Annotated in this window: 10 protein-coding genes; 5 read left to right on the forward strand and 5 right to left on the reverse strand. The window is 60.2% G+C overall.

Annotated elements, in window-relative coordinates; genetic code table 11:
• Nucleotides 1–209 precede the first annotated feature (209 nt).
• The 4 genes from HX805_RS13330 to HX805_RS13345 all read left to right on the forward strand — a co-directional run bounded on the left by HX805_RS13330 (nt 210) and on the right by HX805_RS13345 (nt 5,515).
• Nucleotides 210–1,100: a bestrophin family protein gene (locus HX805_RS13330; RefSeq protein WP_087693011.1), complete on the forward strand. Its 891-nt coding sequence runs from the start codon at nt 210–212 to the stop codon at nt 1,098–1,100.
• Between the two features lie 75 nt (nt 1,101–1,175).
• A complete protein-coding gene (locus HX805_RS13335; RefSeq protein ID WP_102369052.1) occupies nt 1,176–2,234 on the forward strand; it encodes a lipopolysaccharide assembly protein LapB in 1,059 nt (352 codons plus the stop codon).
• A gap of 111 nt (nt 2,235–2,345) precedes the next feature.
• Nucleotides 2,346–3,848 carry an ATPase domain-containing protein gene (locus tag HX805_RS13340; RefSeq protein WP_023658825.1) on the forward strand — a complete coding sequence of 501 codons (1,503 nt, stop codon included), beginning with the start codon at nt 2,346–2,348 and terminating at the stop codon, nt 3,846–3,848.
• On the forward strand, nt 3,845–5,515 hold the full coding sequence (locus HX805_RS13345) for a response regulator (protein ID WP_177022834.1): 1,671 nt from the start codon (nt 3,845–3,847) through the stop codon (nt 5,513–5,515). Before HX805_RS13340 ends, HX805_RS13345 begins: the two co-directional genes overlap by 4 nt.
• A 30-nt stretch (nt 5,516–5,545) precedes the next feature.
• On the opposite strand, the gene HX805_RS13350 is transcribed toward HX805_RS13345, so the two are convergent.
• The 5 genes from HX805_RS13350 to HX805_RS13370 all read right to left on the reverse strand — a co-directional run bounded on the left by HX805_RS13350 (nt 5,546) and on the right by HX805_RS13370 (nt 12,098).
• A complete protein-coding gene (locus tag HX805_RS13350) occupies nt 5,546–5,923 on the reverse strand; it encodes a response regulator (protein ID WP_003217591.1) in 378 nt (125 codons plus the stop codon).
• A 78-nt stretch (nt 5,924–6,001) separates the two neighbouring features.
• Entirely contained in the window at nt 6,002–7,195 is a 1,194-nt protein-coding gene (locus HX805_RS13355; protein WP_003217587.1) for a hybrid sensor histidine kinase/response regulator, read from the reverse strand.
• A complete protein-coding gene (locus HX805_RS13360) occupies nt 7,189–7,788 on the reverse strand; it encodes a chemotaxis protein CheB (RefSeq protein ID WP_008431027.1) in 600 nt (199 codons plus the stop codon). Before HX805_RS13360 ends, HX805_RS13355 begins: the two co-directional genes overlap by 7 nt.
• Nucleotides 7,785–8,600, reverse strand: a complete 816-nt coding sequence (locus HX805_RS13365) for a protein-glutamate O-methyltransferase CheR (RefSeq protein WP_003217583.1) — start codon at nt 8,598–8,600, stop codon at nt 7,785–7,787. Before HX805_RS13365 ends, HX805_RS13360 begins: the two co-directional genes overlap by 4 nt.
• Nucleotides 8,601–12,098: a response regulator gene (locus tag HX805_RS13370; protein WP_177081872.1), complete on the reverse strand. Its 3,498-nt coding sequence runs from the start codon at nt 12,096–12,098 to the stop codon at nt 8,601–8,603.
• Between the two features lie 280 nt (nt 12,099–12,378).
• Here HX805_RS13370 and HX805_RS13375 point away from each other — a divergent pair, with 280 nt between their 5' ends.
• Entirely contained in the window at nt 12,379–15,945 is a 3,567-nt protein-coding gene (locus HX805_RS13375; protein ID WP_256344655.1) for a hypothetical protein, read from the forward strand.
• Nucleotides 15,946–16,033 lie beyond the last annotated feature (88 nt).

Here is a 16,033-nt window from a genome sequence, read left to right on the forward strand (position 1 = left end):
GCATTCTGGATGAACGCGGCGCCCTAAGGTTTTTCGCGAGCAAGCCCGCTCCCACAGAAAAGCAGATCTGCTTTCGCTCTGGTCACCGAAAAAACGGATATGTACTCAATCCCGATAGACCCCACCAATCACCCAGTCAGCCCAAGCAATTGGACGCAACGCAAACATACTTCTAACCTGACAGCCTGCGCCACCCAAGAAGCCCGCCCATGATCGTCCGTCCCAAACCCAACCTGCTCGGCATCCTGTTCTCCCTCAAGGGCTCGATCGCCAAACGCATTGCGCTGCGCAGCCTGCTGGTCACCCTCCTGGCCTCAGTCATCGTGCTGGTAGAAACCCTGCACCCGGCCTACTTTTCCAAGGTCAACGCCACACCCTTCACACTGCTGGGGCTGTCACTGTCCATCTTCATGAGCTTTCGCAACAACGCCTGCTACGACCGCTGGTGGGAAGGCCGCAAACAACTGGGCCAGATGATCATCGAGATCCGCTCACTGATCCGCGAAACCCAGGTCCTCAACCCTGCCGAACGCAAACACGTCCTGCGCAGCCTGTGCGGTTTCGCCCATGGCCTGATCGCCCGCCTGCGCCTGGAAGACGAAAGCCAGGCGATCAAACCGTGGGCCAACCCAGAACCCGGCCACCCGAACCTCCCCGACAGCATCCTGCAAGACCTCGGCGCCCGCTGCTCGAACCTCGCCGAACAGGGCCACATCAGCGACTGGCGCTACACCCAACTGGAAACCCGGCTGTACGGCCTGAGCCAGGTCCAGGCCTCCTGCGAGCGGATCAAACACACCCCGCTGCCCTTCCCCTACACCTTGCTGCTGCACCGCACCATCTACCTGTTCTGTATCCTGCTGCCCTTCGCCATGGCCGAGCCGCTGGGCTGGCTGACCCCGGTGTTCACCGCCATCGTCAGCTACACCTTCTTCGGCCTGGACGAAATCGGCGACGACCTCGAAGACCCGTTCGGCTTCGACGAAAACGACCTGCCCTGCAACGCCATCGTGCGCACCCTGGAGCGCGAGATTCTCGCCGCCCTCGGCGAAACCACGCTGCCGCCGGCCCTTGAGCCGATTGAGTTCGTGCTGACGTGATGCGGGTTTGACACTCGCGATAACCTGACCGAAGCTGATGGCTTTGCACTAGCTGCCCAGCTTTCGGACGCCTGCATGTCAAAGTCACGCCGTTACTCCATCGTCGGCCTGTGCGCCCTGTTGTTTATTGTGCTGATCACCTGGTATTTCACCCGCACCACGCCGGTGGTGGTGCCCCCGGCCATCGCCCATGGTTACGCCAAGGCCTTGAAACAGGCGCACAACGGTGAACCCGGCGCTGCCCGGGTGCTGTATCAACAGTTGGGCCGCCCGGACCTCTCCGATGTGCGCCGCGCCGCCCTGCATGCCGAACTGCCCAACTACCCAAGCCCCCAGGCCCTCAAGCTGGCGGACAAGGACCTGGCCAACGACGCACCGATGGTGCGCGAGGCGGCGATTCACAGCATTGTCGGCCTGGTGCCCAGCGGCCAGCGCACGCTGTTGCTCGGGCCACTGCTGGATGACCCGGAGCAAAGCGTCAGGTTTGCCGCGGCCAATGCCTTGCTCGGGCTGTCCCCGGATACCCTGGGCCTGTACTTCGGCCCGTTGCAGCAAGTGCTCGACGAATACGTAAAGCTGCTCAAGGGCCAACCCGAAAGCCCCGAAGGCTGGATCCAGCTGGCACGCCTGTACATTCACAGCGCGCTGCTGCCCGACGCACAAAACGCCCTGGAGCAGGCGATGCGCCTGCAACCGGACAACCTGCAAGCCGTGGTCGCGCAAATTGAACTGCTGGACAAGCAGGGCAAGGTCGACGAGTCCCGCCAACTCCTGGCCAAACAGTTGCAGGCCCACCCCGATTCGGCCTACCTGCAACATGCCCTGGGCATGTGGCTGCTGCACCATGGCGAGCGCGCCTTTGCCCTGCTCAGCCTGTCCCGAGCGGTGGAGCTCGAACCGAACAACCAGGATTACCGCTACGACCTGGCCACCACCCTGCACGCCCAGCAGGAACTGGAGGCCGCCCAGCGCCAGCTGGAAGAAATCATCCAGCGCAACCCGGCCAATCGCAAAGCCAGGGTGCTGCTGGTCAATTACTGGAAGGAAACCGGCCAGTTGCAGAATGTGCAGGTGCTGCTGGCACAGCTTGAGCAGCAGAATCCGGACGACCCGGCGCTGCAACAGGGCCTGTAAAAGCGGTATTTGATACAAAACGTTGAACCGCCACACGGCGGCAAGGTCAAGTAAATATGGCGCGCCCCAGACGGCGCTGCCGACTACTTATTTGTGACCCGAGGGCACTTCTTGTCTACATCCAAAGAGCTGTTCACAGCAAAGGCGGCCACCGGTATTGAAGGTCTGGACGACATTCTTGCCGGAGGGCTTTCCCGTAGCCATTTGTTCCTGCTGGAAGGTGAACCCGGCACCGGTAAAACCACCGTGGCCCTGCATTTCCTCCAGGCCGGCGCAAAAAACGGCGAACGATCGCTGTACATCACCCTGTCGGAAACCGAGCGCGAGTTGCGCCAGGGTGCCAAGTCCCATGGTTGGGACCTGGACGAACACATTCACATCTTTGAACTGACTCCCCCCGAAAGCCTGCTCAATGCCGAGCACCAGCAAAGCCTCCTGTATTCCTCGGACCTTGAGCTGGGCGAAGCCACCCGGCAGATCTTCGAAGTGGTGGAACGGGTCAAACCTACCCGCGTCGTGATCGACAGCCTTTCGGAAATCCGCCTGCTGGCGCAAAGCTCCCTGCGCTATCGCCGGCAGATCCTGGCGATCAAGCACTACTTCGTGCGCTACGACGCCACCGTGCTGCTGCTGGACGACCTGACCACCGAGTCCCTCGACAAGACCGTACACAGCGTGGCCCACGGTGTGATTCGCCTGGAAGAACTGACCCCCAACTACGGCGCCGAGCGCCGCCGCGTGCGGATCGTGAAATACCGTGGGCAGAAATACCGCGGCGGTTTTCACGACTTCACCATCATGGAAGACGGCGTACATGTGTTCCCGCGCCTGGTGGCAGCCGAGCACCGTGGCGGCTACAACCGCCAGACCCTCACCAGCGGCATCCGCGAGATGGACGCCCTGTTGGGCGGCGGGATCGAGACCGGTTCCAGCACCTTGATCCTGGGCCCGGCCGGTACCGGCAAATCGCTGATCTCGATGATCTTTGCCGCGGCAGCCGTCTCCCGGGGCGAAAAAGCCGCGCTGTTCATTTTTGACGAAGAGCTGGGCCTGCTGTTCGAGCGCATGAAGAACATGGGCATCGACCTGGAGGCCCTGCAAGGCACCGGCAACCTGCTGATCGAACAGGTGGACGCCGCCGAGTTGTCCCCCGGCGAGTTCTCCCATCGGGTGCGCCGCTGTGTGGACGAACGCGGGATCAAGACCGTGGTGATCGACAGCGTCAATGGCTATCAGGCCGCGATGCCGGAAGAGAACGCGTTGATCCTGCACATGCACGAACTGCTGCTGTACCTCAACCGCCGTGGCGCCGCGACCTTCATGACCGTCGCCCAGCACGGGCTGGTGGGGGACATGCAGGCGCCGGTGGACATTACCTATCTGGCCGACACCGTGATCCTGCTGCGTTACTTCGAAGCGCTGGGCAAGGTGCGGCGCGCTATTTCGATCATCAAGAAACGCACCGGCAGCCACGAATCGACCATTCGCGAATACCGCATCGGCAGTCGGGGCATGACCATCGGCGAACCGCTTGATGCGTTCCAGGGTGTATTGCGCGGCGTACCGACCTACATGGGCACCGACAACCCGCTGCTCAAGGATGAAAGTTCATGAGTGGCCTGCCGGCCATTTTCGAACGGGCGATTATTCTGGCGCCCCTGGGTCGCGACAGCTCCCTGGCGTTGATGATGCTCAATGAGGCTGGTTTCAACGGCATCATCGCCAGCCATTTGCAGATGCTCTGCGAGGAGCTGGAGCACGGTGCCGGCTTGCTGGTCATTGCTGCCGAAGCCCTGCGCGGTATCGACCTGGAACCGCTGCTCACGTACCTGCATCAGCAACCGGCGTGGTCAGACCTGCCGATTGTGCTGATGACGCACCACGGCGGCAGCGAACAGAATGGCTCGTCGCACCTGAGCACCTTGCTGGGCAACGTGACGTTCCTGGAGCGTCCGTTCCACCCGATCACCCTGATCAGCCTCGTGACCACGGCGCTGCGCGGACGTCGTCGGCAATACGAGGCCCGCGACCGGCTGATCGACCTGAGCCAGAGCGAACAGCGCCTGCAAAGCACCCTGGAAACCCTTGAGCAACAGGTGGAAGAACGCACGGCGCAGCTGCGCAATAACGAAGAAGCGTTGCGCCAATCGCAGAAAATGGAAGCCGTCGGCCAATTGACCGGCGGCATCGCCCATGACTTCAACAACATGCTGACCGGCATCATCGGCAGCCTGGAACTGCTGCGCAGGCGCGTGGCTCGAGGCCGCACCGAAGACCTCGACAGCCTGATCGACCTGGGTGTCACTTCAGCCAACCGCGCGGCCGCCCTGACCCACCGCTTGCTGGCGTTTTCCCGTCGCCAGTCGCTGGATTCAAAACCGGTACAGATCAATCAATTGGTGAGTTCGATGGGTGAGCTGCTGCAACGCAGCCTGAATGAAAGCATTGCCCTGGATATCCGCCTGACCGAGCAACTCTGGACCGCCGAAGCCGACCCCAACCAGCTGGAAAGCGCCCTGCTCAACCTCGCCATCAATGCCCGGGATGCGATGCCCAACGGCGGCAAACTGGTGGTGGAAACCACCAACCGCCACTTGGACAGTGTGTTTACCGCAGCCTACGGCACCCTCACCCCTGGCGACTATGTGGAACTGAGCGTCAGCGACACCGGCTGCGGCATGCCCGAGAGCGTGATCAGCCGTGCATTTGACCCGTTCTTCACCACCAAACCCATCGGCCAGGGCACCGGGCTGGGGTTGTCGATGATCTACGGGTTTGCGCGCCAATCCCACGGGCATGTGTCGATCCACAGTGTGGTGGGCCAAGGCACCACCGTCAGCCTGTTCCTGCCGAGGTATGTCGGCGAGGTCATTGCAGATGAACCGCTCAACCCGGCATTGCTGCCGTTCGCCAATGCCGGCGAGACCGTGCTGATCGTCGAGGACGACCCGGCCGTGCGGGTGCTGGTCAGCGCCGTGCTGAGTGAACTGGGCTATGCCTTCGTCGAAGCCGGTGATGCCGACAGTGCCATGCCGATCATCGAGTCCAGCCAGCGCATTGACCTGCTGATCAGCGACGTTGGCCTGCCCGGCATGAACGGCCGGCAACTGGCGGAGATCGGCCGGCAGGTGCGGCCCGAGTTGAAGGTGTTGTTTATTACCGGCTATGCAGAGCATGCGGCTGTACGGGGCGGTTTTCTGGACCCGGGCATGCAGATGATCACCAAGCCGTTCACCTTTGATCTGTTGACGGCAAAGGTGAGGGAGATGATCAAGGCTTGAAGAGGGAGTGTGCTCCCTCTTCTCAAGACGTTAAGCCAACAGCCGCTGGATATGTTCCTGCAACGTATCCAGGTCAAACGGTTTGGCCAGGATCGGCGCATTGCGCGTGATCGGGCTGTTGCAGTCGAGAATCTCCTGCGGGTAACCGCTGATGAAGATCACTTTCAATTCCGGTCGCAGCTTGATCGCAGGCTCGGCGATCTGCACCCCGGAAATGCCGCCAGGCAGGCGGTAGTCGGTCACCATCAGGTCCAGGTGCGGCTTGGTGGCCAGGATTTCAAACGCCTGCTCACCGTCAATCGCCTTCAACACCCGATACCCCAGGCCCGCCAGGTACTCGCCCAACACAAACATAATCGATTCGTCATCTTCGACGATCAGTACAACATCTTGTGCATCTTCACTCATGGGAAGCCTTTGTCCGGTCAATTGCTGCTGATACGACCATGGGGTCACGCAGAGGTTGCGTCGGATTTGCGATTGATTTCATGCCCCGGCCTCCAGGGGCAGGCAGACGCGGAACAGCGCGCCCTCGCCTATCCGGCTTTCCACTTCAATGGTCCCGCCGTGGGCCGCGATAATCTGCTCGGAGATAAACAACCCCAGGCCCAGGCCCGCCACGGCATGGTTGGCCGACACGCGCTCGAACTGTTGGAAAATACGCTTCTGGTTGTCTTCGCTGATGCCGATCCCGTGGTCACGTACTTCTACCCGCGCTTCGCCATGCTCGGCGTACACCCGCACTTCCACCGGGCTCTTGGCCCCGTAGCGCAAGGCGTTGGTCAACAGGTTGGACACCACCTGCTCGATACGGAATTCATCCCAGTTGCCTACCACCGGCCCTTCCTGGACCCAGGCCACCGAAGACTCCGCCGCCGCCACCTGCGGCGCAAAATTTTCCAGCAGGTTGTGCACCAGTTGCGTGAGGTCAAAGCGACCGGGGCGGATCGACAGCTTGCCCGTGCGAATGCGCGACACGTCGAGCATGTCTTCGATCAGGCGGATCAGGCTCTGGATCTGTCGCTCATCGCGGTCGACCATGGCATGCATCTTGTCCAGGGTAAACGCTGCGGCGTTGTCCCGGGCAAGGTGCATCTTGCGCAGCTGGGTTTCCAGGATCAGCCCGTTAAGGGGCGTGCGCACTTCGTGGGCGACGATCGACATGAAGTCATCGCGCATGCGCACGGCCTGCTCCAGTTCGGCCTGGGTGGCCTGCAAGCGCGTGAGCAAGGCTTCCTGCTCGCGCCGGCTTTGCTCCAGGGCTTCAACCTGCTGCTTCATCGCCTTGCTCTGGCGGTACAGGTCAACGAATACGTTGACCTTGCTCTTGACCGCGTGGATATCCAGCGGCTTGTGCAGGAAATCCACGGCGCCGCTTTCGTAGCCCTTGAACGCATAGTTGAGCTCACGGCCGGCAGCGCTGACAAACACGATGGGAATGTTCTTGGTCTTTTCGGTGCCGCGCATCAGCTCGGCCAGCTCGAAGCCGTTCATGCCCGGCATCTGCACGTCGAGAATGGCCATGGCGAACTCGTGCTCCAGCAGCAACGACAAGGCCTCGTCGGCGCTCAATGCCTTATAGACCTGGCGGTCCTCGCGCTTGATCAGCGCTTCAAGGGCCAGCAGGTTTTCCGGCAGATCGTCGACGATCAGCAGTTTGGCCTGGACAGTACTTAACATGGGGAGGATTCCAGGGAAGCCAGCAAGGTGCCGATGCGGCTCAAGGTGAGGATATGGTCAGGTTCATGCAGCGCCAGGGCGGCCCGGGGCATCACGGCGACGCGGGCCTCCAAAGGGTCCTGCACCACCGTGGTACCGCCGCTCTGCTTGACGTGGGCCAGGCCCCGGGCGCCGTCCTGGTTGGCCCCCGTCAGCAAAATCGCCAGCAACCCCTTGCCGTAGACGTCGGCGGCTGAATCAAACAGGTAGTCGATTGCCGGGCGGGAATGGTGCACGCGGTCCTCCTGGCTCAGTGACAGGCTGCGGTCGTGCTCCACCGACAGGTGATAACCGGGGCCGGCAAAATACAGGGTGCCGGGCTGGATCACTTCCTTGTCGCGGGCCTCCACTACCTTCATCGATACGCGTCGGTCAAACACTTCCGCCAACTGGCTGCGGCGCTCGTCGGGCAAATGCAGCACGGTAATGATCGGCAGGCCGAAGCTCGCCGGCAGCTCGCCAAAAATGCTCAGCAATGCCTCGACACCGCCCGCGGAAGCGCCGATCACAATGGCCTCGATCCCGGATACCGGGCTGGCAGTAGCTTCATTCATAATTTTCGGTAGATCCGTTCTTGCTTGACCAGGGGTTCGAACTGTTTGCTGTAGGCGGAAAAGTCCAGGGTTTCCTTGCTGCCCAGCACCAGGAAGCCGCGGTGACACAGCGACTCATGGAACAGTCCAAACGCCCGATCCTGCAACTTTTTATTGAAGTAAATCAATACGTTGCGACAGGAAATTAATTGAGTTTCGGAAAACACGCTATCGGTCGCCAGGCTGTGATCGGCAAACGTCACGTTCTCCCGCAGGGTCTTGTCGAAGATCGCATGATCGTAAGCCGCCGTGTAGTAATCGGCAAACGAACGCTGGCCACCGGCCTGTTGGTAGTTGTGGGTATAGGCGCGGATGTTCTCGAGGGAAAAGATCCCCTGCTTGGCTTTTTCCAGGGACCGGGGATTGATGTCGGTGGCGTAGATGATGGTGCGTTCCAGCAGGCCTTCCTCACGCAACAGGATGGCCATGGAATACACCTCCTCCCCGGTACTGCAGCCCGCGATCCAGATCTTGATCGACGGGTAGGTCTTGAGCAGCGGCACCACTTCCTTGCGAATCGCCAGGAAGTGCGAGGGGTCGCGAAACATTTCGCTGACCGGAATCGTCAGGAACTGCAGTAACTGCATGAACGCCGTCGGGTCATGCAGCACCCGTTCCTGCAAGGCCGAGATGGTGGCGCAGTCGAACTGACGTAACGCATGAGCCACGCGGCGCTTGACCGAAGCGCCGGAGTAGTCGCGAAAGTCGTAGCTGTACTTGAGGTAAATCGCCTCAATCAACAAGCGCAGTTCGATGTCAGTGCTTCGTTCCAATTAAATCCGTTCCATCTTGGGTAGCCACACGCGAATCAATGAAAACAACCGGTCCAGGTCGATGGGCTTGGCCAGGTAATCGTTGGAGCCTGCCGCCAGGCAGCGCTCCTGATCGTCCTTCATGGCCTTGGCCGTCACCGCGATGATCGGCAGCTTGCGCCAGCGCGGGTCCTGGCGGATCAAGGCGGTGGCCTCGTACCCGTCCATCTCCGGCATCATCACGTCCATCAGTACCAGGTCGATGTCATCGACTTCATTGAGTTTCTCGATCGCCTCGCGGCCATTACGGCCGATCACGACAATCGCGCCCTTGTGCTCCAGGGCACTGGTCAGGGCGAAGATATTGCGTACATCGTCATCCACCAGCAGGATCTTGCGGCCCTCGAACACCTTGTCGCGGCTGCGGGCAGTCCTGAGCATTGTCTGGCGTTCATGGGACAACTGCGATTCGACTTTGTGCAGAAAGAGTGTCACCTCGTCCAGCAGGCGCTCGGGGGAACGCGCGCCCTTGATGATGATCGAGCGCGAATACTTGCGCAGTTCGGCCTCTTCATCGCGGGTCAGGTTGCGCCCGGTGTAGACGATCACCGGCGGGAACGAGCAGATGTCCTCGATGGACATGCGCTTGAGCAGCTCGTTGCCGAGCATGTCCGGCAGCTTGAGATCGATGATCATGCAGTCGTAGATGTGGGTGCGCAGCAGGTCCAGGGCCTCCTGGGCGAAGCCTACGGCGGTGATCTCGATATCATCGTCGCCGATCAGGCGGGCAATGCTGTCTCGCTGAAGGTCATCGTCTTCCACCAGCAGCACACGCTTGACCTTCTGCGTCAGCTTGGCTTCCAGGCGGGCGAACACATCCTTGAGCTCTTCGCGGGTGGTCGGCTTGACTGCATAGCCCACGGCGCCCATGTGCATGGCGGCTTCGACGCGGTCCTCCACGGAAATCACGTGCACCGGGATATGGCGGGTCCCGGCATGTTCCTTGAGACGTTGCAGCACGGTCAGGCCGGAATGGTCCGGCAGGCGCATGTCCAGCAGGATCGCGTCGGGAATGTACTGTTCCGCCAGGGCGTAGCCTTCGTCTGCGCCATGGGCCACCAGGCAGTGGTAACCCAGTTCATGGGCGAGGTCGAAGAGGATGCGGGCAAAGTTGGCCTCATCTTCCACCACTAGGATGCAACGCGTGGCGAACGGAGCCTTGTCGCGGTCATCGATAAAGCGCGGGATCTGCGCTTCGTGGGCGATCGGCATCGGCGACACCTTGATCGGCGCCGGTGCAGGCACAGGGACTACCGCGCGCGGCTGTTCCAGCGCCGGGGTGTCTTCGTCACGCTCTACATAGTGCTCAGGCACCACCAGGGTAAAGATACTGCCCTGGCCAGGTTCGCTGGTGACGCTGATATAGCCGCCCAGCAGGTTCGCCAGGTCCCGGGAAATCGACAGGCCCAGGCCGGTGCCGCCGTAACGACGGTTAGTGGTGCCATCGGCCTGGCGGAACGCCTCGAAGATGCTTTCCTGCTGGTCCGGGGCGATGCCAATCCCCGAGTCGCGTACGGTAAAGGCGATGCCCTCCCCCGGTGCCCGGGATACCGACAGGCTGACCTCACCTTTCTCGGTGAACTTGATGGCGTTGGACAGCAGGTTCTTCAGAATCTGCTCCAGGCGCTGGCGGTCGGTGAACAGCATGTGTGGCGAGCCTTCCTGCACCTCCACCTGGAACCCGAGCTTGCGGTCGTCCGCCAGCGGCTCGAACATGCCGCGCAGCCCATCCACCAGGCGCGCAACGCTGGTGTTCTCCGGGCGCATTTCCAGCTTACCGGCTTCGACCTTGGAGATATCGAGGATGTCATTGATCAGGTTGAGCAAGTCGTTACCGGCCGAGTAGATCGACTCGGCGAACTTGACCTGTTCGGCGCTGAGGTTTTCCTGGGGGTTCTCCGCCAGCAACTTGGCCAGGATCAACGAGCTGTTCAGCGGCGTGCGCAGCTCGTGGGACATGTTGGCGAGGAATTCGGACTTGTACTTGCTGGAGCGCTGCAACTCGTCGGCACGCTCTTCCAGCTCGATCTGTACGCGGTTGAGCTGGACGTTCTTCTGGTCCATGGCATCGCGCTGCTCGGCCAGGGTCTGGGTCTGTTCGGCCAATTGTTCGTTGGTCTGCTCCAGCTCCGCCTGTTGGGTTTCCAGGTGGGCCTGGGACTCCTTGAGGATGCGCGACTGTTCTTCCAGCTCTTCGTTGGCGGTCTTGAGCTCTTCCTGCTGCACTTGCAGCTCTTCATTGAGCTGCTGGGTTTCGGCCAGCACTTCTTGCAGGCGCTGGCGATAACGCGCGGCTTCGATGGAGGTGCCGATGTTGTCGGCAATCAACTCCAGCAGTTCGACATCACGGTCATCGAGTGCACGCAGGAAACCCAGTTCGATCACCCCGTTGACCCGGCCATCATCGCTGGTCGGTACCACCAGCACGCTGCGGGTCGCACCTTCGCCGAGGCCGGAACTGACCTTGAAGTAATCCACCGGCACATCGTCCAGGCGAATCAGGCGGTCCTGCCGGGCCGATTGGCCGACGATGCCTTCGTCGTTGTAGATCGACTGTTCCTGCTGCTCCTGCTCGCGGGAGAAGCCATAGGTAGCCACGCGTGTGAGGCCGCCGTGCTCTTCACGCACGTACAACGCCGCCACCGCCGAGCCCATGTACTGGGCAAAGAACTGCAAAATGTTGCGCCCCAGCAGGTTCAGCGTCAGTTGGCCAAGGACCTGCTCGGCCAGCTCGGTCTGGCCGTTGCGCAACCAGGCTTGCTGCTCGAGGCGCTTGGCGATCCTCTGCTGCGACATCAGGTTTTCGCTGTAACTGTTTGAAAGTTCTAAAAGATTCTTTCGGCCGACATACGCCAGGAAGCCACTCAGGCCGAGCACAAACACCAGGTACAAGGTGACGCTGATGATCGTGGTGCGGGTAACGTCTTCATTGCGGGTGATGCGGAACTGTTGCTCCATCGCCACCGCCCGGTCGTACTCCTTGCGAATCTCGTCCGTCAGGCTCTTGCCACGCCCGGCTTTCACGGCGGTGCGGTAATCGCCGTTTTGCCGCTGCATGTCAATCATCGACTGGGCGTAGGTGTTCCACGCCTGTTGCAACGATTCCAGACGCTTGAGCCGGTCCACCTGCTCCGGATTGTCCGCCACCAGTGCCTGCAAGTTGCGCAAGTCGGAAATGATCCGCGGCTTGGCCACTTCGTACGGGTCGAGGAAATGCTCGTCACCGGTAATCAGGAAGCCGCGCATGCCGGTTTCCAGGTCCACGGTCAGTTTCGAGGTTTCGTTGAGATTGTTGATTACCCGGTCGGTGTGTTCGACCCACTGGATCACCGACAACAGGTAGGTGATCAGAACGACGAAAAACACCGCGCTGAGCACGCCAACGCCCAACGGCAGTGCCACGTTGCGGCCCAGCAATTTACGGAAGCTTTTCTCATCGACAGACGACGCGGGAGTCATGGGCATGCCTTGGCCAATACGGAAAAACGAGGAGTTTGCCCCAAAGTTGCGCCTGAGCGCTATTTTTCTGCTACCCGTAGCGACATGGATTACATAACCCATTGATAAATAGACGAATGGATGTGTTTTTAACACTCGGCAATTGACTTTCCTTCTTACATGGGAACCGAAGTGAGCCTGGAACGTTGTGTGTGGGCCGCCCCACCCAAAGGGGTGCCGTGGGGAACAGGGAACCTCCCCGGAAAAGGCGCGTATCTCCTAATAAAACAGGTACCCACCGATGCAAAATGTCAGCAACCTCTCCGTGCAACAGCCTGCGCCCCAATTCTCTTCCTCCCCTGCTTCCGGGGCATCGTCCCTGAGCCCCCAGCCAGCCACGCCCCCTGCCGTTGCAGCAGCGCCAGCATCAGCCGCCAGCCGCTCCGATGTGCTGAAACAGCCCATGGCCGACCGGCAGAACTGGCAGAACCTGCTGGACGCCATCAACCTCGCTGCCCCGGCCCTGCAAGACTACGACACCGCCCCCTATGTACAGTCCGTCCTGAAGCTCACACAAATGGCCATTCATCCGGACTCATCCCATCACAACACCCTGGACATGGGGACCAGGGTCAACCAAAGCCTGGAGGCATTCCTGAATGCCAACGGGGTGCCTCTGCCAACCTCCAAGGCCGAGTTGCTCAAGCTGAAACTGGAAGCGACCGTCAGGATCGCCGCCCACCCTTTCGGTGACCTGGGCGGTGCCTTGTCCTGGCCTGCACCGCTGGACCAGAACCAGCAAACTCAGTTGCGCCTGCTTGCGATGAACCACGCCCACCACCTCGGCGATCAGCCGCAAGTCACGCAGACAAAGAGCGTCCTGGACTTTCTCGCGTACCAGAATCCCATTCCTGTGGCCGCCTTGAACGACCCGGCGAAGATCCTCGAGTTTCTTTTAAGCTCGCCCGAAGGCCAACTGATGGGCCAGGCCCTGCAGCGCGGGCTCAATGGTATCGAGACCAAGAACAGCCATTACGACTACCTGCTGGCCGCAATCAGTGCACAGATGGATCCCGAGTCAATCCAGGCGCCTCAACGGAACAAACTGGCCGGTTTCGACGTGGCCAGTGAAGAACATTGGGGCAAGCCGGCCTCTGCCATCGTCAACGGGCTGAGCGCACACCTGTCGAGCGAGGGCAGAACGAGCCCCGAGATGGCCCAGGCGGGTGCTTACGTATTGCTGGCAAGAACAGCCCCGGAGTTCCTGATCAAAGACATCCCGGCCAGCGTGACCTATGGCAGCCCGGCCTGGGTCAACCTGGCGGTTGCGGCGGCGTCGATTGAAGCGCAGTCGCCGGGCTCGGTACCGAACATGACTTTCGCCCAAGTGATGCTCAAGGCCGAAAGCGCTGCACTCGCCGAGCCCGGTGTGACCCAAAGCGCACAGAGGGCAGCGCTGATTGATTGGGCCGTGGCCAACGGCGTTATCAGCAAACAACCCAACGATGCGTACAGCCCCGACCAGCTGGAAGCGATACGCGTCGAGTTCACTCAGCAGGTGGATGAACGCATGAAGGCCTCCACCCTGCTGGAGACCGATATCCCGAGCCGCAAGGCCATTGCACTGGCCCAGCTCAAAGAGCGATTTGGCGATGATGTGCCGTTTGAAAAAAAGGCCCTGACGGTGAAGGACACCCGCCAACAACAGTTTGGCGTACCGCTCTACGACCCAAACCGCGCACCTGCGGGCCTGCATTCGTTGCTGGACATCGCCATGAGTGGCTTGGGCGATTACACCTGGGAATCCAAGGATCCAGACATCACCCAGGCACTGGAAGGCCAGTCGCTCAAGTTCGACGTAAACGCGACATTTCAAAAGCAGTTTGAAGCGTCGATCAAGTCGCTGAACGACGGGGTTGCCACCACCGTAAAGCACCTGATCGCCAGCCTGCCGCTGGAAGATCGAAAAAACATCGAGCAGGGCAACCTCACTTTTTACCAGCCCTCTGTTTATCAATTGGGCCCAAACCTGGTCACCTCGCTTTTCAAACCGATTAAAAATGAGCTGCTGATACAGGTAGAGGGTGGCACGGAACCTGTTACCTATAGGCTGGACATAAAAAACGGCAGCATCAAAAAAGTAACGCCCCAGGATTTCTCTGCGAGTACCTGGGAACTGGCGATCGAGGAAAACAGAATAAAAAAATTCGACGCTTCAGAGGCCACTGAGCCCGAGCGCTCAGCCAGTACAGACACGAACCCACTGCCTCCCAACAGCTTTGCCACCGCCCGTACCCAGTACATCGCGGAGGCATTTGTCGAAAACCTCGACCTGGGCAACGAGGATGTCGTCAAGCAAGCCAAAGGCGCCACGACCTACGACAAGCAAATGGAAACCGAGCTGAAGGTGACCCATTTCTTCCTCGACCTCATTCCCTTCAAGTCAGCGATTGCCAACTTTACCAAGGGTAATTACCTGGAGGGGGCGATTGACCTCCAGCTGGACCTGCTGGGCTTTGTCAGCCTGGGTTCGTCCAAAGCGGCACAGGCGGGCACAAAAGCCCTCAGTGCAGGCGCCAAGGCGCTGAATGTTGCCAAAAAGATCGGTGTCGCCACCATCGGCGCCTTGAACCCGGTGGGCGGCTTGGGCGATTTGCTTCTGGGAGGCGCAGGACTGATTAACCGGGGCGGCAAGTTTGTAGTCGAAAAAAGCATTAACGGGCTAAACAAACTCAAGGGGGCAGCCGGCAGCCATGACCTGTTGAAAGCCGCCGGCAAGGAACATGGCGTCGCGGCAATCGGCACCATCAAGCTGGCGGATCAAACCGTCGAAGCCTCCGCTGTATTGAACAAGGGCGAATGGTACGCGTACGACGCCCTCAAGAAACAACCCTATGGCCCACCGCTGAAGGGGTTCACGCCACAGACCGTGTCGGTCCAGGACAACGTTGAAAGCTTCTGGGAGTACTTTGTCGGAGGGCCGGCCACCAAGGCGCAAAACACACCCTCCAAGCAGTTATCCAACTCATTCAAGGCTACGCAGGAACACGCCAGAACAACGAGCCACGATGCGTATATGCGTGGCTATAACAACGGGGTAGTGGATGACATCCCGGGCTACTCGGGCTCCATGGATATCGCAGAGCTCATGGAACTGGCACTTAAGCCGAATCGAAGCCCCGAAGAAATCGGCGCCCTGGCACAGTCAATAGGCAAAAAGCGATCAGAAGTCGGCCTTAAAAACTATGAGTTCTACAAAGCCGAAATTGAGCGCATCCCCGGCATCAAGCTCCGGGGCATGCCCCAGAATTTCTATTTGAGCCAGGTGGACACGGTGACCGGAGGCGAATGTGGCGTGTTAGCCAACGCAATGGCCTACGCCGTGTCCGTTGGAAAACAGGACGAGTACATCGACAAGCTTTTCATTGCAGCGGCAACCAAGGAAACCAACCCAAAATCGGCGAGGTTCATCAAGGACATGAGCGAAGCCCAGGATCACTTCAGAAAGCGACCGCACTCGGCTGAAGTCGTCACGCAAAAGTCCTATCAGGCCATCATCGATGACCTGGCCAACGCGACGACGTCCAAGACACTCATCATCGCCACGCCCGTCCACGCGATGACAGCGGGAGTGATCGTGGAAGGCGGCACGCGAAAATGGTTCTATTTCGACCCCAATTTCGGATTGGTCAATTTTCCGACCGAGGACGCCATGAAGAAAGGAATGAAGGAATCGCTGGCCAACAGTAAGACGCCGCTCATCCCGGGAGCGTTTGGGACGCCGACAAACCCGGAATATACGGTCAGCACCTTCAAGGCAAGCGAGAACCAGAGCCGGGTCCATGGGTTGGTGTACGGATCCCTTTAACCGATAAAACCGGCAGCTTGAGACCATGCCAGGGGCTTGCTGGTTGTTCCAGCAAGCCCCTGGCAAGTGAGTGGCGGTGATACGCGAC

Origin of the sequence: Pseudomonas sp. G5001 (assembly GCF_013385475.1) — a bacterium.
Classification (GTDB): domain Bacteria; phylum Pseudomonadota; class Gammaproteobacteria; order Pseudomonadales; family Pseudomonadaceae; genus Aquipseudomonas.

Excerpts from the sequence above, each read along its gene's own strand:
- HX805_RS13360 (WP_008431027.1), bottom strand. The coding sequence starts at position 7,788 with ATGAATGAAGCTACTGCCAGCCCGGTATCCGGGATCGAGGCCATTGTG.
- HX805_RS13375 (WP_256344655.1), top strand. The coding sequence starts at position 12,379 with ATGCAAAATGTCAGCAACCTCTCCGTGCAACAGCCTGCGCCCCAATTC.
- HX805_RS13350 (WP_003217591.1), bottom strand. The coding sequence starts at position 5,923 with ATGAGTGAAGATGCACAAGATGTTGTACTGATCGTCGAAGATGACGAA.
- HX805_RS13335 (WP_102369052.1), top strand. The coding sequence starts at position 1,176 with ATGTCAAAGTCACGCCGTTACTCCATCGTCGGCCTGTGCGCCCTGTTG.
- HX805_RS13345 (WP_177022834.1), top strand. The coding sequence starts at position 3,845 with ATGAGTGGCCTGCCGGCCATTTTCGAACGGGCGATTATTCTGGCGCCC.
- HX805_RS13370 (WP_177081872.1), bottom strand. The coding sequence starts at position 12,098 with ATGACTCCCGCGTCGTCTGTCGATGAGAAAAGCTTCCGTAAATTGCTG.
- HX805_RS13355 (WP_003217587.1), bottom strand. The coding sequence starts at position 7,195 with ATGTTAAGTACTGTCCAGGCCAAACTGCTGATCGTCGACGATCTGCCG.
- HX805_RS13330 (WP_087693011.1), top strand. The coding sequence starts at position 210 with ATGATCGTCCGTCCCAAACCCAACCTGCTCGGCATCCTGTTCTCCCTC.